Source organism: Duganella levis (assembly GCF_009857605.1).
GTDB lineage: Bacteria > Pseudomonadota > Gammaproteobacteria > Burkholderiales > Burkholderiaceae_D > Rugamonas > Rugamonas levis.
Genome location: NZ_WWCT01000001.1, coordinates 633,127 through 651,456, shown reverse-complemented (window position 1 = coordinate 651,456; position 18,330 = coordinate 633,127). Strand labels below are relative to the sequence as shown.

Genomic DNA, 18,330 nt, shown 5'->3' with positions numbered 1-18,330 from the left:
GGTTATTTATTTGTTATTTGCTACGCAATTGTACCTCCGTACTGCGCAAACCTTCCGCACTGGCGCGTACCGTGATGGCGCCTTTCTGTCCCGGCTTGGCGCGGACGATGGCTAGCGCCAGGCCGTTGAACGCCGCGCGCTCGGGCGACTTGAATGATTCGAGGTTGGTCGGATCGCCGTTATCGGTGGCCACCAGTTCGCCCGCGCCTTCCACTGTGAAGCGGATGCGCTGGTCCGCGCGCGGGGCGGTGACGCCATTGGCGTCGGTGACGCGCACGGTGATGAAGGACAGGTCCTGGCCGTCGGCGGCGATGGTGCTGCGGTCGGCTTTTGCTTCCAGCAGCGCTGCCGCTTGCGCCGTCTTCACCGTATCGCGTGCCCACTCCTTGCCGTCCTTATAGGCCACCACGCTGATTTCGCCCGGTTCGTACACCACGTAGTCCCAGCGCAGGCGGTACTCATACGGCGCCTTCTTGCGGCGGCCCTGCGATTTACCGTTGACGAACAACTCCGCCTCGTCGCCCGATGTGAACAGGTGCACCGGCGTGACTTCGCCCACGCGCTCCGGCCAGGTCCAATGCGGCAGCAGGTGCGCGAGCGGCAGGTCCGGCCGCCAGCGCGACTGGTACAGGTAGTAGCGGTCTTTCGGGAAGCCTGCCAGGTCAACTATGCCGGAGTAGGAGCTGCGCGCGCCGTAGTAGGGCGTTGGCTCGCCGAGATAATCGAAACCGGTCCAGACAAACTCGCCGGCCACGTAAGGATTCTGGTCCTGCGCCGCCCACGAACGGTCGGCCGAGCTGCCGAAATCGGCGGCGAACAACTCATAGGCGCTGACCTGCTGGCGTTTTGGATCACCGCCTGCGCCAGGCCGCACCGGTGCGCTGATCACGCCCGGCACTGGAAACTGGTACTCGCCTCGGCTACTCAGCGCCGACGCGCTTTCGGTCGACAGCATCATCTTGTCCGGGAACTTCTGGTGAAAGTTGGGGAACTGGCCGGGCAGGCTGCGGATGCCGGCGCCCTGGTAATTCAGGCTGATGACGTCCACCGTGGCCGGCAAGGGCATGTCGGCCTTGGCGTAGTTCATGGCGCCGGTGGCTGGCCGGGTCGGATCTTCTTCGTGCGCGATGTCCACCAGTTTTTTGCCGATGGCCGCGCCGGCGTCGCCGGTGTACTGCTCACCGACCTCGTTCCCCACGCTCCACATGATGATGGACGGATGGTTGCGGTCGCGGCGTAGCATGGCGCGCAAATCCTGCTCGTGCCAGTCGGGGAAGATCAGGTGGAAGTCGAGCGGCGTTTTCTTGCGCTCCCACGAATCGAATACTTCGTCCATGACCAGGATGCCCATGCGGTCGGTCAGTTCCAGCAGTTCCGGCGCCGGCGGATTGTGGCTCATGCGAACCGCGTTGGCGCCCATCTGCTGCAGTATTTGCAGCTGCCGCTCGGCGGCGCGCAGGTTGAAGGCAGCGCCCAGCGCACCCAGATCGTGATGGTTGTTGACGCCATTGATCATGATCTTCTCGCCGTTGACGAACATGCCCTGATTGGCGTCGAAGCGCAGCGTGCGGATGCCGAACGGCGTTTCCTGCGTATCCACCACTTTGCCGTTGCGGCTGATGGTGGTCACGGCGAGGTAGCGGTTGGGACGTTGTTGCGGCAGCGGTCCCCACAAGCGCGGTTGCGTCACGCGGGTATTGGCGTTGACGGTGGCGCTGCTGCGCGCATTGACGCTGACGCGCTGCGCCGGCAGCGTGGCGACCACGGGGCCGGTGCGCTTGCCGTTGTCATCCAGCGCATACAGCTGCGTGCCGACGTCCAGCGTGGCCGCATCCTTGCCGTCGTTGTCGACGGTGACAGCCAGCTCGACCTGCGCGACTTCGGCCGAAACCTGCGGCGTGCGCACCACTGTGCCCCAGTGGGCCACATGCACCGGATCGGCGACTGTCAGCCACACATTGCGGTACAGGCCCGCGCCCGGATACCAGCGTGCCGATTCGGCCGGGTTGTCGAGGCGGATCGCCAGTTGATTGACACCGCCCGGCGTGACGTAAGGCGTCAGGTCGAGGCGGAAGGAGTTGTAGCCGTAAGGCCAGCCGCCCACCAGCCGGCCGTTGAGCCATACGGTGGCATAGGACATGGCGCCGTCGATGTCGAGGAAGATGGACTTGCCTTTGTCGCGTGCCGGGATGTCCAGCTTCTTGCGATACCACGCCGGGCCCCAGGTCTGCAAACGGCCCATGCCGCCGTATGGGCCGGTGGCGAGGAAGGGGCCTTCGATGGCCCAGTCGTGCGGCAGCGTCACCGCTCGCCAATCGTGGTCGTCAAAGCCGGCGGCCAGCAGCGGCGGCGTCATGGCCGGATCGGCAGCCGGCCGTTGCGCGCGGCGCGCAGGGTTCGCGACGAAGGCGTTACCGCTCGGGAGTATCCAAGGCTTCAGCAAGCCGTCGCTGGAGCGCTGCACTTTTTCCGCCTCGTCCGGACGCGCATCGGCCACTTTGCCGTCGGCGCTTTGCTTGATCTCGGGCCGCACATCGTATTGCAGCTGGTCGGCATAGCCTTGCGGATCGCCGCGCTGGAAACGCCAGCCGTCGTTGATGGCATGGCGGTCGGCGGCCAGCGAAGTCAGTGGCAGCAGGGCTGCCAGCGTCAGGCCCAGGTAACGATGCGGTCTCAAGATGTCTCCTTTTTATGGTTATGGTAGCGCAATCATTTTGGAGTGTAGGTAGTTGTGAGTGCGATGTCAATTGGATAGAATGATTCCGCTATCAACAATAACGAAAGAACCGATGCCTGCCACCCCCGTCACACTGATCGATGTCGCCAAGGCGGCGGGCGTTTCGCCGATCACGGTATCGCGCGCATTGAACGAGCCGCATCTGGTGAAGCCGGCGACTTTGGCCAAGGTCCAGGAAGCCGTCAAGCTCACCGGCTACGTAAAAAATATGCTGGCCGGCGGGCTGGCTTCCAGCCGCAGCAAGCTGGTGGCGCTGGTGCTGCCGACCATTTCCACGCAGACGTTCGCTGAAATGGTGCAGGGCGCGACCGACCGCCTGACCGCCGCCGGCTACCAGCTACTGCTGGGGATCGTCGGCTATGAAACCTGGCGCGAAGAGATCTTGGTCGAGACGATCCTGAGCCGGCGGCCGGACGGTATCATCCTCACCGGTTCACTGCACACCGACAGCACGCGTCAGCGCCTGCTGCAAATCGGTACGCCGGTGGTGGAGGCGTGGGATCTGACACCGCATCCGATCGACATGGCCATCGGGTTTTCGCACGAAGAAGTGGGCCATATGTGCGCGCAGCATTTGCTGAAGCAGGGCTACCGCCGCTTCGCCATGCTGACCGCCAACGACCCGCGCGCCGGCCAGCGCACGCAAGGCTTCCAGGTGGCGATTGCCAAGCATGGCGCCAGCGTGATCGCCTCGCACGTGGTGCAGGCGCCGGGCGCCTTGCCGCAGGGCCGTCTCGGCGCGATCAAGCTGCTGGACGAACATCCGGAACTGGACGCGATTTTCTGTAGCTCGGACACGCTGGCGCACGGTGTGCTGATCGAGGCGCAAAGCCGCGGCCTGCGCGTGCCGCAAGACCTGGCCATTATGGGCTTCGGCGATCTGAATTTTTCCGAGTACACCAATCCGCCGCTGTCCACCGTCAAGGTGGATGGTGCGAAGATTGGCGCGCTGTCGGCGCAAGCCTTGCTGGACCGGCTCACCAGCGGCGCCGAATCAGCGCCGGCGGAGCGCGTGGTCAACACCGGTTTTGAACTGATACAGCGCGGCAGCACCTAGAGTTCTTCCACCCTGGCGCGCAGGTCGGCGGCCCGTTCGCGCAGCGCAGTCAGCGCGCCGCCATCCATGCGTCGTAGCTGTTGATAGACCATGCCGAGGCGCTGGTTGTCCGCCAGCTTGTTCCGGTTCCTGTCGAAGAAATCCCAGTACAAGGCGTTGTAAGGGCAGGCGCGCTCACCGAGACGCGCCTTTTTATCGTAATGGCAGCCCTTGCAATAATCGCTCATGCGGTCGATGTAGGCGGCGCTGGAGACGTAAGGCTTGGTGGCCAGCAGGCCGCCGTCCGCGAACTGGCTCATGCCAAGCGTGTTGGGCAGCTCCACCCATTCGAAGGCGTCGATGTAAATTCCCAGATACCAGCGATGCAGTTCTTCCGGCGACAGGCCGGCCAGCAGCGCGAAATTCCCGATCACCATCAGGCGGTTGATGTGGTGGGTGTGCGCATGCTCCAATGACTGGCCGATGGCCGCCGCTACGCAGCGCATGCGCGTCTTCCCATCCCAGAACCACCATGGCAGCGGCGTGGTGTGGCCGAAGGCGTTCAACTTGTCGTAGCCCGGCATGCGGTGCCAGTAGACGCCGCGCACGTATTCGCGCCAGCCGAGGATCTGGCGGATGTAGCCTTCGGCCGACGCCACCGGCACCGTGCCATTGCGCCATGCGGCTTCCACCCGTTCCACCACGGTGCGTGGCGACAGCAGCTTGACGTTCATGGCGAACGACAGCAGCGAGTGGAACAGGCGCCATGCCTTGACGCTCATCGCATCCTGGAAGCGGCCGAAGTGGGGCAGAGCCTGCTCAATGAAGTTATCCAGGTGCTGCAAGGCTTCCTCGTGGTTCAGCGGCCAGGCGAAGTTGTCTGCATTCGGTTCGCCGAAGCTCTTGGCGCCGGATGCCTGGATGGTGTCCCACAATGCGCTGTGATCGTGGCGGCCGCGCCAGTCGGACGGTTCCCACGGCAGGCCTTTCCACGCTTCGCGGTTGTCGTGGTCGAAGTTCCATTGGCCGCCGGCCGGTTTGCCGGTTTCTGATATCAGTACACCGTGCTTGCCGCGCATGCGGCGGTAGAAGTGCTCCATCAACCAGCTGTTGCGGCCTTCAAAGATGCGGGCGGCTTCGTCGCGCGCGGTGTAGAAATGCTCGGTGTCGTCCATCCATGCCGGAATGGCAAGGGCGGCGGCGTAGTCGGCCAGTTGACGGTCCAGCCGCCATTCATCCGGCGCTTGCCAGTGGAATTCGGTGGCGCCGTAATGCGCCAGCAGGTAGTCCAGATTGGCGGGCAGGGACTGGCGGTTGTCGGCATCGTCGATGGCGAGGTAGTCCACGCGGTGGCCGGCGTCTCGCAGGCGACGGGCAAAGTCGCGCATGGCGGCGAAGATGGCGATGATCTTTTGTGCGTGATGCAGGACGTAGTCGGTTTCCTGCCGTACTTCCATCATGACAAAGATTTGATCGTCTTGCGGGCGGGTGAACCAGCTGTGTTCATGATTCAGCTGGTCGCCAAGTAGTAGTTTGAGTCTCATCGTTTCCTGTCATCTGGCCGGCATGGGCAATCCCTCCGCGTAGGCCAGTCGTTCTAGTGCGTCTTCCATCAGCATGCGGGCGTGGCCGGCGCTTCGGGCCAGGTCCTCGTGCATGGCGGCGTCGGTCGCGTTGCGGTTTGCGCACTGCGCGCTGTAGCGTTCAAAGCTCGACAGCATCAGCAGGATGTCGGCCAGGTGGCGCGGGCATTCGCAGTTGATGCTGGACGAGGCGGCCGCCAGCGCCGCCAGTTCTTCATCGTTCAGGCGACGCGGCGCGGCGGGCTTGGTCGGCCCTGGCGGGGGCAGCGCGGCGCCGGTGAGGGCGGTGTTGCACAGCACGGCCACTTCCGATGCGTCTGACGGTGAGCGCGCCACCAGGCAGCCATGTTCGCGCAGGCGCCGCACGGTGGCGCTGTCGCAGAACCTGTACAGCACCACGGTGGCCTTGGCGGGCACGGCGCGGCGCAAGCTGCGTATTTGCGGCATGGCGTCGGCCGTCATTTCCGGCGCTTCGATCAGCAGCACGTCTGCGCTGGTGCCGGCCAGTTCCTGTTCGGCGTCGTCCAGCTGTGCACACACGGCGACGATTTCCAGCAACGGCGTGGTGCGCGTGGCGCTGAGACGCTGTGCCAGCGCGGCGCCCACCACGGCCAGCTTCAACGATTGCACGCCGCTGGCCGCCTGCACACCCGCCAGTGCGGCCAACTCGGCGGCATCCAGTCTGGCGACGGTGCCGATGGCGTGGCCCTGATCGACCACGCGCTTCAGCAATCCAAGCCGGTGCACCTGTTCAGCGGAATACAGGCGCTGGCCTTGCGGTGAACGGTCCACATCGGAAACGCCATAGCGCCGTTCCCACACGCGCAGCGTTTCCACCGGCAGTCCTGCCAGGCGGGCGGCCACGCCGCTGCGATAGCCCTTCGTCATCTTCTGGTTCATTCTAGCGATCCTCCATAACGAAATGCTAGCATGAACCGGGATTGAACCGGCCTTGAAGCGCAACGTGGCCATCAGCGCCGATATACTCCCGCCCATGAATGTGACTCAATTCAATGTAGCGGTAATCGGCGCCGACGCGGCAGGCATGTCATGCGCGCGGCATTTGCAAAGCGATGCATGCAGGGTGACGCTGTTCGACGCCGCCACCACGGTCTGCGATATCTGGCACGAGGGGCACGAAGGCGGCTGGCGCATCGCCTCGCTGGAGGCTGGCGCACATGCGGGTGATTTCGACGCGCTGGTGTTGGCGCTGCCGGCGCCGCAAGCGGCTGCCTTGCTGGCGCCCCTGCTGCCGGCTACGGCAATGGAGGTCGCGGCGATGCTGCCGTCGAGCGATCAATGTATCTGGCTGCCCGCCGTGCAGCTTGGCCTGTGTGGCGACTGGCTGTGCGGCGGGCAGGAAGGTGATGCTTGGCTGAGCGGCAGGGCGCTTGCGGCCCGGATGCTCAGCCAGCGGGCGTCGGATCAGAATTCGATGGACGCGGTCAGGCCGAAAGTACGCGGCGCGCCGAGCACCAGATAGCCGGTGCCTTGCGAGCCGCCGGCCGAGGCCCAGTAGTTCTTGTCGGTGACGTTGTCCACGCGGGCACGCAGCACCACGCTGTGATCGGCCACCTTGAACTCGTAGCGCGTGCTCAGGTCCAGGCGATTCCACGACGGCAGCTGCTGCGTGTTGGCTGCATTGGCCCACTGCGACGATGTATGCAGCACACGCGCCGAAACGCTGAAACCGCGTACGGCCGGCACATCCCAATCCACGCCTACGTTCATCTGCGTATCCGGCACGCCGATCACGTCCTTGCCGTCTGTAAGACCGCCGGCGGTGCGCTGCTGCGTGGCGTCGAGGAAGGTGGCGCCGCCCAGCACGCGCAGGCCGCGCAGCGGTTCGCCGTAAGCGGTCAGTTCCATGCCACGGTTACGCTGTTCGCCTTCGATGCTGAACACTTTGGTGGTCGGATTCAGCACGCTCATAGGCTGGCTGGTGGTGAACAGCGCGGCGGTGGCGCCATAGCGGCCGCCATCGAACTTGACGCCGGCTTCCTTCTGCACCGATTTGTACGGATCGAAAATCTGGCCGACGTTGACGGCGGTGGAGCCAGCAATCGCGCCTTGCTGCAAGCTCTCCACGCGGTTGGCGTACACCGACACCTGCGGCGTGATCTTGTAGACGATGGCGGCGATCGGCGTGTTGGCGCCTTCGTTGTAGTAGGCGTTTTGCTTGCCGGTGTTGTAGGCAAAGCCTTGCTGCTTGATGTTCTGATGGCGCACGCCGACCGTGGCCAGCAGCGTATCGTTGAAGAAGCCCATGCTGTCCACCACCGCTTCACTCACCAGCGTCACCTTGTTGGTGGTGCGCGGGTCGGCCATGCTGTTGCCGAAGGTGGTCAGGGCTGGCAGCACCATCACTGGCGGGTTGTAAAGGGTGGTGTTCTGGTAGGCCGAGGTGGCGTAGGCGTTACGCGAATCCAGATCGAAGCCGGTGGTGGTCAGCGCCAGCTTGTGGCTTACCGGGCCGGTATGCAGTTCTGCGCGCACGCCCAGTTCACCGGTCTTGATGTGATCTTCGCGCGCATTGTCGAAGCGGCGCAGCTGACCCGCACCGGCGGCGGTGGTCAGGTTCAAGGTGCTGCCAAGGCGGTTCAACTCATTGCCCTGGCGGCCGCCGAAGGCAGCCCACGCCACCACGTCCTTGCTGATGTCCCATTCGCCGCGCAGCGTGCCGAAGACGTCGCGTTCACTCGAAAAATCCCACGGCTGGCCGTAGTTGGCCGACGCATCCGGCGCCGCAGGAACGGCCAGGCCGGCGCCGACGTTGACCGCCGGGCGGCCGTTATACAGCTTGCTGTTCTGCCAGCCCAAGTCTGCCGACAGGCGGAAGCCACGGCCGCGATAATCGGCGCCGATGGCGGCCATTTGCAGGTCGCGGTCTTCGTTGTCGACGCCTGAACCGCCTTTGCGCTGCACGGCGTTGACGCGCACGCCGAAGCGTTTTTCATCGCCGAAGCGGCGCGCGATGTCGGTAGCCAGATAGGTCTGCTTGCCGGTTTGCAGGCCGGCCGACACTTCGTTGAGGTCGGCGTTCGGCGCGCGTTTCGGCAGCAGATTGATTGCGCCGCCAATGCCGCCGCCGCCCGGCGTCGCGCCGTTCAGGAAGGTGTTGGCCCCACGGAAGACTTCCACTCGCTCCAGCAATTCGGCGGCGATGTACTGGCGCGGCAGCACGCCGTTCAGGCCGTTGTAGGCGAGGTCGTCCGAGTTGACCGGGAAGCCGCGGATGATATACACCTCCTGGTAGTTGCCGAAGCCGCGCGCCACGCGCACGCCCGGATCGCTTTGCAGCACGTCGGCCACGCTGTGCGCCTGCTGGTCCTGGATGAACTGCTGGGTGAAATTGGTGCTGTTGAACGGCGTATCCATCAAATCCATGGTGCCGAGCAGGCCGACCCGGCCGCCCTTGGCAACCTGGCCGCCACCAAAAGTCTTGGACAGGCCGGCGGCCGAAGCGTCGGCGGAGGCGCTGACGACCACTGACTGTACCGGTTCATCGGCGGTCTGTGCGTGGGCGGGAAGGGTATAAATTGCGGACAGGACGCAAAGAGTCAAAGGTGAAAGGCGAGGCATGATGGTGTGGTTGCGTTGAGAATGATTGCTATTATCATTCCTATTGTAACCGCTGTGTTCTACTAAAAGTACTAGATTATGAACCCGCAAACTTGACAACTTCGTCATCGTATAACTAGAATGAGAATAATTATCAATTACATTTAAGCTTACCTTACCCCGCCGGCAATCAGGTAACACCTTCTTTATGATGCAAATCCTGATGCACTACCGGCTTGCGGTCGCCTCGCGCGCACTGGCGGCTGTCGGCGGCGGCTACGCTGTCTCCTCCTTGGCGGTTACCGCTCTCGCACTGATACTTCCGGGCCACGCGGTCGACCGCGTGGTGGCCGCCACGCTGACCGGGCTGGTGGTGATGCCTTGCGCCGTGATGTGGTGCTTCGCCGCCAGCACCGCCTTGAAAGCCTGGCTGGGCCTGCTCGCTGCCGGCCTCTTGCTGGGCGCAATCATCTGGCTGGGAGGCGGCGTATGAAAGAGGGCTTCCGTCAATCGATGGCATGGCTGCACACCTGGTCCGGCCTGCTGGTCGGCTGGGTGCTGTTCATGGTGTTCTGCTGTGGCACCATCAGCTATTTCCGCGATGAGGTAACGCTGTGGATGAAACCCGAGTTGCACCAGGATTCGCACGAAGTGGTGGAGCAGGGCGTGGCTGCGACCCGCATCCAGCAATTGCTGGAGCAGCGCGCGTCAAGCAGCCCGCGCTGGTTTATCACGCTGCCGAGCGAACGCGAACCGAGCGTGCGCGCCAGCTGGGCGCCGGCGCCGGCTAAGGATGGCGCCAAGCCGCGCGGCCGTCGCCGTTTTGAAAACGTCAGCGTCGATCCGGTCACCGGTCAGGAAATGAGTGCGGCGCGCGAAACGCGCGGCGGTGATTTCTTTTACCGCATGCACTTCGACATGCACTACATGCCGGTGATCTGGGCACGCTGGATCGTCGGCATCTGCGCCATGTTCATGCTGGTGGCGATCTTCTCCGGCATCGTCACGCACAAGCGCATCTTCAAGGACTTCTTCACTTTCCGGCCCGGTAAAGGCCAGCGTTCGTGGCTGGATGCGCACAACGCCACCGCCGTACTGGCGCTGCCATACCATCTGATGATCACCTACACCGGCCTGGTGACGCTGATGTTCATGTACCTGCCACAAGGCCTGAACGCGGTCTATCCGGAACGCGACGCCTTCTACGCCGACCTGAATGGCGGCCCCAAAGCCGACGCAAAAGCCAGCGGCATTCACGCGCCGCTGACGCCTTTGGCGCCGCTGGTGGCGCAGGCCAGCAAGCTGTGGGACGGCGCGCCGGTCGGCCGCATCACCGTCAACCTGGCAGGTGACAGCGCGGCCAGCGTGACGTTGACGCAGCAGGATGCACACGGCATCAGCAACAACCTGCCGACGCTGACTTTCGATGGCGTCAGCGGCGGCCTGCTGACCGACATGACCAAACCCGGCGGCGCAGCGGTAGAAACGCGCGGCGTGATGTATGGCCTGCACATCGGCCGTTTCGCCAGCCCGCTGCTGCGCGGCCTGTTCTTCCTTTCCGGCCTGGCCGGCTGCGCCATGGTGGCTACCGGCGTGCTGCTGTGGGCCGTCAAGGAACGCCCCAAGCATCTGAAGGCGCGCGCCAATGGCAGCATCGGTTTCGGGCTGCGTCTGGTGGATGGACTGAACCTCGGCGGCATCGCCGGCCTGATGATTGCGATGAGTGTGTTCTTCTGGGCGAACCGCCTGGTGCCGGTGGGACTGCAAGGACGGCCGGATCTCGAAATCCAATGCTTCTTCACCGCATGGGGCATTGCCGCCGTATTGGCGCTGGCATTCCCGGTGCGCTGGATGTGGCGCATCCAGCTGGCGGTGGCGGGCGTGCTGTTTGCGCTGCTGCCGGTGCTGAATCCCCTGACCGGCGGCGCCGGACTGTTTGCCAGCATGGCGCAGGGACTGTGGCCGGTGGCGGGCTTCGACCTGGTCGCGCTGCTGTTCGGCTGCACCTTGCTGTGGGCCTGCAAGCGGCTGGGCGCCGCCAAGGCGCCCGTCAAGATGAAGATGGCGAAGGTGGCGGTATGACGACGATGATGAATGCTCTAGCGATCATCGCCGCGCTGTCCAGCGCCGCCGGCGGCTTCACGGCCTTGAGCCTGGCCATGGATCGTCATTGGGAAGCCTTGCATGGACGCGGCAACCTGCCGAGCGACCAGACGCGCCGCCGGCTGCGCTGGTCGGGCAGTGGTGGCTTGCTGGTGTCGCTGCTGGTTTGCCTTTCCGTCTGGGGCGCTTCCCAAGGCTGGGTCGCCTGGGCCGGCATGTTGACCGCTGCGGCGGTCGGTCTGGTGCTGGTGCTCAGCTACGCCACGCGCGCCATGGTGCGCGTGGGCTGGGCCGCCGGCGGTGTCAGTGCCGTCGCCGTAACGCTTGTGCTGCTCGGCCGCGCCTTCATTTAAAACCGTTTTTTCACCTTGGAGTAATCACGATGTCTCGTCGTTGTCCCCGCACGTCCCTACCATTTGCAGCCATCATGTGCGCCGTGAGCGTACTGGCGCACGCCGCCGAAGAAACTGACGCGCCGATCCAGAGCGTGGAGATTACCGGCGCTGCCGATAACTCTTTCGCCGCGAAGAAGGCTTCCGTCTTCAAAGGCACGGAATCGATCCGCGAAATTCCACAGCCGGTCACTGTGCTGACCCGCCAGTTCCTCGACGACCGCTTGCTGCCGGACCTGCACGACGTGATGAAGAACACGCCCGGCGTGACCGTCGATTACACCGACAGCGAACGCGTAGGCTATTACTCGCGCGGCTTTTCGATCGACGCGCTGCAAATCGATGGCTTTACCATGAACCAGAGCGGCTCGGTGTTCGTGCAGCCGGATACGGCGGTGCTGGAACGCGTCGAGATCCTGCGCGGCGCCTCGGGCATGCTGCGTGGCTCGGGCAATCCGTCGGCGGCGGTCAACCTGGTGCGCAAGCGTCCGACCAAATCGTTCCAGGCTTCGCTGAACCTGTTGGCCGGCACCTGGGACCGCAAGCGTGGCGAGGCCGATATCTCCGGCTCGCTGAATGCGGAAGGCACGCTGCGCGGCCGTGTGGTGCTGGTCAAGGATGAAAAGGACTTCTTCCAGAAAGCCCGCCACGAAGACCGCGAAGTAATGTACGGCGTGGTGGAAGCCGACCTGACGCCACGCACGCTGCTGACCGCCACCTTGCAGCACACGGACCTGGACTCCACCGGCGCCTGGGGCAACCTGCCGCCCAACTTTGGCGGTTCGTCGCTCAACCTGCCGCAGGATACCTACCTGGGCGCGGCGTGGAATCGCTGGAACCGCTACAACGACCAGGCCACGCTGGAACTGGAACACCGTTTCGACAACGACTGGACGCTGAAACTGGGTGCGGCATACACCGGCCTGCACATGAAGCCTTGGGGATTCAAGCAAACCTCGTTCTCGCGCACCAGCACCACCAATCCGTACCTGGTCAACGTCAGCGTGTCGGCGTATTCGGGCGACACCAGCAACCAGCGCGTGCTGAGCGCCACCGCCAATGGTCCGTTCCAGCTGTTCGGCCGCAAGCACGAAGCGGTGTTCGGCGTCGAATCGCAGGAAGTGGATACCATCGGCACCTCGGGCTACTTCGGCCTTGGCGCAATGACCAATGTCGATATCCGCACCTGGAATCCTTACACGGTGACGGAGCCCGCAGTTGGCGCGGGCCTCGGCACTGCCTACGCGGCGGCCGGCAACAAGACGCACCAGCAGGGCGCTTACGCCACCACGCGTTTGTCGCTGGCGGATCCGCTGCACTTGCTGGTTGGTGCGCGCCTCAGCTGGTGGGACTACAAAGTGCCCGCCACGCCGGCCAGCAATTACAAGGTGACGCGTGAAGTGACGCCGTTCGCTGGCCTCACCTACGACATCACCAGCCAAATTAACGCCTACGCCAGCTACACCGAAATCTTCACGCCGCAAAACTACAAGGACGCCAGCGGCAGCATCATCGCGCCGGTGCGTGGCGACGACTACGAAGCCGGCTTCAAAGGTGAATTCATGGGTGGCCGCCTGACCGCATCGCTGGCCGCCTTCCGCATCAATAACAACGGCAAGGCCGCGCTGGACACCAGCACGCCGACGCCATGCCTGCCGTATTATCCAACCAGCTATTGCTATGTGGCCGGCGGCAAGCAGCGTAGCGAAGGCTATGAGGCGGAAATCAGCGGCGAAGTGCTGCCAGGCTTGCAGCTGATGGGCGGCTACACCAACACCCGCACCAGCTATCTGAGCGACAGCACTGCAGCCAACGTCGGCCAGCCGTTACGCAGCATCGATCCGCGCCATCTGGTGCGCGTGTTCGCTACCTATCGTCCGGGCGGCGTACTGCAAGGCCTGAGCGTTGGCGGCGGCGTGCAGGCGCAGAGCGAAACGTTTGTGAAGTCCGGCACGATCACCGCGCACCAGGGCGGCTACACCATCTTCAACGCCATGCTGGGCTATCGCTTCAACAAGACCTATGCCTTGCAGGTCAACGCCAATAACCTGTTCGACAAGTTCTACTTTGCGAAATATGCGGCGACGGGCTTCAGCAATTACTATGGTGATCCGCGCAACGTGCAAGTGTCGCTGCGCGTTACGCTGTAAGCCTTACTTGACCAGCGGGGCGGCCACGCCCTGCACGCCGGCCAGGCCGAGGATGGTCAGCAAGACGTTCTGCGGACCGGTGTGACCGTTCCGTGCCGACCACCATTCCAGCTTTTCGGAGTGATAGCCGCCGGAGCTGCCGCCGCCGGACATGGTAATCGCCGGCACGCCAAGGCTCATCGGCAGGTTGGCGTCGGTGGAGTGTGGGCCGTCCAGCAGTGCAGGGCGGCCTTGCACCTTGGCCGCCGCCAGCGCGGTGCGCACGATCAGCGCATCGGCCGCCATCTGGCCTGCGGGACGGTCGCCGATCAGCACCACGTCGGCGGTGATGGCCTTGCTGTTCCAGCGCTGGTTGGTTTCATCCACGCCTTGCTGGATGGCGGCCTTGACCTGCTGCTCGACCTTGACCAGCAGCGGCGCGTCCGCCGAGCGGATATCGATCAGCATCGACGCTTCGGCGGAAATGCTGTTGACCGACTGGCCGCCCTGGACCACGCCGACATTAAACGTGACCTTTGGCTGCGAAGGGACGCGCACATCGTCGATATGCGCGATCACGCGGCCGGCCGCATGTACGGCCGATGGCAGGCCAAAGCCTTCGTAGCTGTGGCCTCCCGGTCCGTGCAGGGTGACCTTGAAGCGGCGGCTGCCGGTGCCGATGTAGGTCACCGGATCGCCGTCCGTGCCGAGCGCCGGTTCCAGGCCGACGAAGGCCTTGATATCCTTGCGCTGGCTGAACAGATACTTCACGCCTTTCAGATCACCCAGTCCTTCCTCGCCGACGTTGGCGACGAAAAGCACATCGCCTTCGGTGCGCACGCCGGCGTCGCGCATGGCTTGGGCGATGGTCAGCATGGCCGCCAGCGAACGGCCGTTGTCGGCGATGCCGGGCGCGTACAGGCGGCCGTCTTTTTCATGCACGGTGAGATCGGTGGCGGCGGGGTAGACCGTGTCCAGGTGCGCGGCCAGCACGATCACCGGGCCTTTGCCGCTGCCGTGATAAGTGCCGATTACATTGCCCGCTTCGTCGATGCGCACATCGGTCAGGCCGGCGGCTTTCAGGCGCGTGGCGTAGTCGCTGGCGCGGGCGGCTTCGGCGAAAGTTGGCGCCGGGATGGCGTTGATCGCCAACATATTGGTCTGTGTGGCCGGCTCGTTTTTCTCGATGTAGGCCAATGCTTGTTTAACCGACGGCTGCGCGGCGATGCGCGCCATCGCTTGTTCTTGCGCCTGTGCAGGCAGGGCGGCGGCGATGAGGAGACTGAGTAGCAGCTGTTTCATGAAGCTCCGATTAGGGCAGGCGGGCGATCAGCGCCAACAGCGCATCCACATCCACCGGTTTGACAAAGTAGTGATCGAAGCCGGCTTGGTCGGCTTGGTCGCGGTCTTCGCGGCGGCCGTAGCCGGTTACCGCCACCAGCGTGGCGTGCGCGGTCTGCGGCAGCGCGCGCAGGCGGCGCGCCAGCTCGAAGCCGCTGATGTCGGGCAGGCCGATATCGAGCAGGCACAGTTCCGGCAACGTGGCTTCGGCCATGTCCAGCGCCGCCAGCGCGGTGTGGCTGACGCTGACCTGGTGGCCGCCAGCTTCCAGCAGCAGTTGCAGGGTTTGCGCGGCGTCGATGTTATCGTCTACCACCAGCACGCGCAGCCTGCGCGCCGGCGTCACGTTCTTGCCCGGGGCAGGCACGGACGGTTGCTGCTGCGACGCCCCCGGCAGGGTGATGGTGAAGGTGCTGCCCTGATGTTCGCCGCCGCTATCGACCGCCACCGAGCCGCCATGCAGCTCCACCAGCGATTTAACCAGCGCCAGACCCAGTCCCAGGCCGCCTTGCGAGCGGTCGGCGCTACGGTCGGCCTGCGCAAACAATTCAAATACGCGGCCGCGCAGTTCTGGTGACATGCCGATGCCGTTGTCGCTGACGATCAGTTGGACATTCCCGCCATCGGCGCGCACGGCCAGCTTGATGGCGCCGCCGGCCGGCGTGTACTTGGCGGCGTTGTTCAGCACATTGACCAGCACCTGCACCAGCCTTTTATGATCGCCGACCACCACCAGCGGCGCGGGAGACAGTACGACTTCAAAGCGGTGCTGGCGCGCCTTAAACAGGGGATCCGCCTGTTCCATCGCATCGACCACGATGGTGGATATGTCCAGCGGCACCCGCGTCAACGTCACCAGGCCACGCGTAACGCGCGATACATCCAGCAGATCGTCCACCAGCCGTGTCATGTGGTGCACCTGGCGCACGATGATGCCGGCGGTGCGCTGCACGGCGGCGTCGGTGGCGTGGCCGCTTTGCAGCAGCTGCGCGCCAGCGCTGATCGGCGCCAGCGGGTTGCGCAGCTCGTGCGCCAGCATGGCCAGGAATTCATCCTTACGGCGATCTGCCTCGCGCAGCTGGTTTTCTGCCTTCAGATGCTGGCGTTCCTTTTCCTGTAGCGAGGCGGCCATGGCGTCCAGCGCCCGCGCCAGTTCGCTGATTTCCTCTTTGCCGTAGCGGATGCCGCTGCGTGCTTCCAGCGCGCCGGAGGCGATGCTGTTGGCGGTGCTGGCCAGGCGCTTTACGCGCCGCAGCACCAGCACGTCACCGACGAACCACGCCGCCACCAGCGCCAGCGCGATGGTCGCGGCCAGCGCCAGGAAGTCCAGCATCTGGTCATGGCGCGCGTTGGCGGTGATGGCGTCGGCCGGAATGCCGATGGTGACGGTGTAGTCGGACAGGCCGTTGCTGCCGACGCGCGCAAAGCGGTGCAGCCGCTCGACGCCGTCCGGCCCTGTGAGCAGTACCGGCTTGCCCGGTTCCCCCGCCATGGCGATGCGCATCTCCGGCGACACCTGCTTGCCGAACCAGGCTTCCGGATCGGGCTTGCGCGAAATGATCTTGCCTTCGGAATCGGCGGTCAGCAGCAGCGATCCCGCCGGCAGCTGGATGTCGGCCACGAAGCGATCCAGTTTGGTGAGGTCGAGCGCCGCAAACACCACGGCCTTGACCCGGTCTTCCTCATCCAGCACCGGGTAGGTCAGGTTGACGGTATGCTTCTGGATCACGCGGCCGAAGATGTAGCCGCCGGCGACAAAGCGCTTCAGATGCACGGCGCGGCGGAAGTGCGAGCGGTCGGCCAGGTTGACCAGGTTTTTGGACGGCACGGCGTTGCAGGTCACATCGCCGTTCAACTGGATCAAGCCGAAATTGACATAGTCGGGATTCTGGCGCTGGATGTTGGCCAGCAGGCGGCTGCACTGCGCCTGGTCGCCCATCAAGTCTGGAATGCTGGCCAGGTCGCGCAGGATCTGGCGCGCGCCGGCGATGGACTGGGCTTCGTTGGCCGCCGCCAGGTTGGTCAGGCGCTGGAGGTTTTCCTCTGCCACCTCGACCGCGTGGGCGCGTTCGCGCGTGCCGTTAATAACGGTCATGATCGCGCTGGGCGCGATCGCCAGCAGCACCAGGAGAATCAACCTGCTGCGCAGACTATTGAGCTGAAAGAGCAGGAAGGCCATGGGCAGTTATCTTACTGTAATCTGCCCTTTGTGCAAGGGGGAATTGGCAAACGTCTGCCGGTGTCTGGTATTCTAACGCTGTTAACCTACGAGGACTTTATGCAGTTCACAACAAAAACAGTATGCCGCGCACTGGCGCTGGCCTTTATCGGCGCTGCGGGCGCCGCCTCCGTGCAAGCGGAAGACACCATCAAGATCGGCCACGTGGCCGCCACTTCCGGCCCGATCGCCCACCTGGGCAAGGACAATGAAAACGGCGCGCGCATGGCGGTCGATGAGTTGAACGCCAAGGGCGTGGTCATTGGTGGTAAAAAATACAAGATCGTAATGCAGGCCGAAGACGACGCCGGCGATCCGAAACAAGCCACCACCGTGGCGCAGAAACTGGTGGATTCCAAGGTGCTGGGCGTGATCGGTCATGAGACCTCCGGCACCACGATTCCGGCCTCGCGCCTGTATTATGACGCCGGCATTCCGCAGATTACGCCGTCGGCCAGTGCGCCGCAGTACACGCACCAGCGTTACAACACCACCTTCCGCAATATCGCCAACGACGAGCAGCTCGGCCCTGCGCTGGCGCGTTACGCGATGCAGACCATGAAGGTAAAGCGCATCGCCGTGGTGGACGACCGTACGTCCTACGGCAAAGGCCTGGCTGATGAATTCAGCAAGACCGTCAAACGCACTGGCGCCGCCACCGGCACCACCATCGTTTCGACCCAGTACACCAACGACAAAGCGACCGACCTGATGGCGATCCTGACCGCCATCAAGGCCACCAAGCCTGATATGGTCTTCTTCGGCGGCATGGACGCGGTGGCCGCGCCGATGCTGCGCCAGATGAAGCAACTGGGCTTCCCGGTCAAGTTCATGGGCGGCGACGGCATGTGTTCGGACTCGGTGCCGCGCCTGACCGGCGACGGCATGAGCGACGGCCAGGTGATCTGCGCCGAAGCGGGCGGCGTCGAGCCGGCGCAGGAAAAGGGCATGGAAGACTTCCGCGTCGCGTATAAGAAGCGCTACGGCATCGAGGTGCAGACTTACGCACCGTATGCCTACGATGCGCTGATGATGATGGTTGAAGCGATGCAGAAAGCCGGTTCGCCAGATCCGGCGAAATACCTGCCGCAACTGGCAAAGCTGAAGCACAAAGGCCTGTTGGGGAATATCTCGTTCGACGCCAATGGGGACGTTCAGGATGGTCTGCTGACCATCTACACCTTCAAAGGTGGCCACCGTCAGAAGCTGGCAGTGATCAAGTAAAGTAAA

Annotated in this window: 13 protein-coding genes; 7 read left to right on the top strand and 6 right to left on the bottom strand. The window is 64.0% G+C overall.

All coding sequences use genetic code 11. The features are described 5' to 3' along the window. Positions 1-13: 13 nt before the first annotated feature. Positions 14-2,677, bottom strand: a complete 2,664-nt coding sequence (galB, locus tag GTP69_RS02850; RefSeq protein ID WP_161053431.1) for a beta-galactosidase GalB — start codon at positions 2,675-2,677, stop codon at positions 14-16. Positions 2,678-2,789: 112 nt separating this feature from the next. On the opposite strand from galB, the gene GTP69_RS02845 reads away from it, so the two are divergent. After that, positions 2,790-3,794 (top strand): LacI family DNA-binding transcriptional regulator, encoded by a 1,005-nt coding sequence (locus GTP69_RS02845; protein ID WP_161053430.1) that lies wholly within the window; start codon positions 2,790-2,792, stop codon positions 3,792-3,794. On the opposite strand, the gene GTP69_RS02840 is transcribed toward GTP69_RS02845, so the two are convergent. Both GTP69_RS02840 and GTP69_RS02835 read right to left on the bottom strand, forming a co-directional pair. Continuing rightward, positions 3,791-5,317 carry a cryptochrome/photolyase family protein gene (locus GTP69_RS02840; RefSeq protein ID WP_161053429.1) on the bottom strand — a complete coding sequence of 509 codons (1,527 nt, stop codon included), beginning with the start codon at positions 5,315-5,317 and terminating at the stop codon, positions 3,791-3,793. The genes GTP69_RS02845 and GTP69_RS02840 overlap by 4 nt on opposite strands. A 9-nt stretch (positions 5,318-5,326) precedes the next feature. Further along, complete coding sequence (locus tag GTP69_RS02835; protein WP_161053428.1) at positions 5,327-6,256, bottom strand: MerR family transcriptional regulator; 930 nt, start codon at positions 6,254-6,256, stop codon at positions 5,327-5,329. 52 nt (positions 6,257-6,308) lie between these two features. On the opposite strand from GTP69_RS02835, the gene GTP69_RS02830 reads away from it, so the two are divergent. Beyond that, entirely contained in the window at positions 6,309-6,839 is a 531-nt protein-coding gene (locus GTP69_RS02830) for an NAD(P)-binding protein (RefSeq protein ID WP_161053427.1), read from the top strand. Here GTP69_RS02830 and GTP69_RS02825 read toward each other — a convergent pair. Continuing rightward, on the bottom strand, positions 6,782-8,845 hold the full coding sequence (locus GTP69_RS02825) for a TonB-dependent receptor (RefSeq protein WP_371867774.1): 2,064 nt from the start codon (positions 8,843-8,845) through the stop codon (positions 6,782-6,784). The genes GTP69_RS02830 and GTP69_RS02825 overlap by 58 nt on opposite strands. Before the next feature lie 280 nt (positions 8,846-9,125). Here GTP69_RS02825 and GTP69_RS02820 point away from each other — a divergent pair, with 280 nt between their 5' ends. The 4 genes from GTP69_RS02820 (at position 9,126) to GTP69_RS02805 (ending at position 13,562) form a co-directional block, all read left to right on the top strand. Beyond that, the gene (locus tag GTP69_RS02820) at positions 9,126-9,410 is read left to right on the top strand and encodes a DUF3649 domain-containing protein (RefSeq protein ID WP_161053425.1); all 285 of its coding nucleotides are present in this window, start codon (positions 9,126-9,128) and stop codon (positions 9,408-9,410) included. Further along, positions 9,407-10,999: a PepSY-associated TM helix domain-containing protein gene (locus GTP69_RS02815; RefSeq protein WP_161053424.1), complete on the top strand. Its 1,593-nt coding sequence runs from the start codon at positions 9,407-9,409 to the stop codon at positions 10,997-10,999. The genes GTP69_RS02820 and GTP69_RS02815 overlap by 4 nt, the downstream gene beginning before the upstream one ends. A 5-nt stretch (positions 11,000-11,004) precedes the next feature. Further along, the gene (locus tag GTP69_RS02810; protein ID WP_161053423.1) at positions 11,005-11,373 is read left to right on the top strand and encodes a DUF3325 domain-containing protein; all 369 of its coding nucleotides are present in this window, start codon (positions 11,005-11,007) and stop codon (positions 11,371-11,373) included. 74 nt (positions 11,374-11,447) lie between these two features. Next, positions 11,448-13,562, top strand: coding sequence for a TonB-dependent siderophore receptor (locus tag GTP69_RS02805; protein WP_229260773.1), 2,115 nt, complete (start codon positions 11,448-11,450; stop codon positions 13,560-13,562). A 3-nt stretch (positions 13,563-13,565) separates the two neighbouring features. On the opposite strand, the gene GTP69_RS02800 is transcribed toward GTP69_RS02805, so the two are convergent. Next, positions 13,566-14,843, bottom strand: a complete 1,278-nt coding sequence (locus GTP69_RS02800) for a M20/M25/M40 family metallo-hydrolase (RefSeq protein WP_229260772.1) — start codon at positions 14,841-14,843, stop codon at positions 13,566-13,568. A 10-nt stretch (positions 14,844-14,853) separates the two neighbouring features. Continuing rightward, the gene (locus GTP69_RS02795; protein WP_161053421.1) at positions 14,854-17,061 is read right to left on the bottom strand and encodes an ATP-binding protein; all 2,208 of its coding nucleotides are present in this window, start codon (positions 17,059-17,061) and stop codon (positions 14,854-14,856) included. A gap of 99 nt (positions 17,062-17,160) precedes the next feature. On the opposite strand from GTP69_RS02795, the gene GTP69_RS02790 reads away from it, so the two are divergent. Continuing rightward, positions 17,161-18,324 (top strand): branched-chain amino acid ABC transporter substrate-binding protein, encoded by a 1,164-nt coding sequence (locus tag GTP69_RS02790; protein ID WP_161053420.1) that lies wholly within the window; start codon positions 17,161-17,163, stop codon positions 18,322-18,324. Positions 18,325-18,330 lie beyond the last annotated feature (6 nt).

Coding starts and splice junctions, on each gene's coding strand:
- GTP69_RS02820 (WP_161053425.1), top strand. CDS start 9,126: ATGATGCAAATCCTGATGCACTACCGGCTTGCGGTCGCCTCGCGCGCA.
- GTP69_RS02805 (WP_229260773.1), top strand. CDS start 11,448: ATGTGCGCCGTGAGCGTACTGGCGCACGCCGCCGAAGAAACTGACGCG.
- GTP69_RS02840 (WP_161053429.1), bottom strand. CDS start 5,317: ATGAGACTCAAACTACTACTTGGCGACCAGCTGAATCATGAACACAGC.
- GTP69_RS02845 (WP_161053430.1), top strand. CDS start 2,790: ATGCCTGCCACCCCCGTCACACTGATCGATGTCGCCAAGGCGGCGGGC.
- GTP69_RS02800 (WP_229260772.1), bottom strand. CDS start 14,843: ATGAAACAGCTGCTACTCAGTCTCCTCATCGCCGCCGCCCTGCCTGCA.
- GTP69_RS02790 (WP_161053420.1), top strand. CDS start 17,161: ATGCAGTTCACAACAAAAACAGTATGCCGCGCACTGGCGCTGGCCTTT.
- GTP69_RS02810 (WP_161053423.1), top strand. CDS start 11,005: ATGATGAATGCTCTAGCGATCATCGCCGCGCTGTCCAGCGCCGCCGGC.
- GTP69_RS02815 (WP_161053424.1), top strand. CDS start 9,407: ATGAAAGAGGGCTTCCGTCAATCGATGGCATGGCTGCACACCTGGTCC.
- GTP69_RS02795 (WP_161053421.1), bottom strand. CDS start 17,061: ATGGCCTTCCTGCTCTTTCAGCTCAATAGTCTGCGCAGCAGGTTGATT.
- GTP69_RS02835 (WP_161053428.1), bottom strand. CDS start 6,256: ATGAACCAGAAGATGACGAAGGGCTATCGCAGCGGCGTGGCCGCCCGC.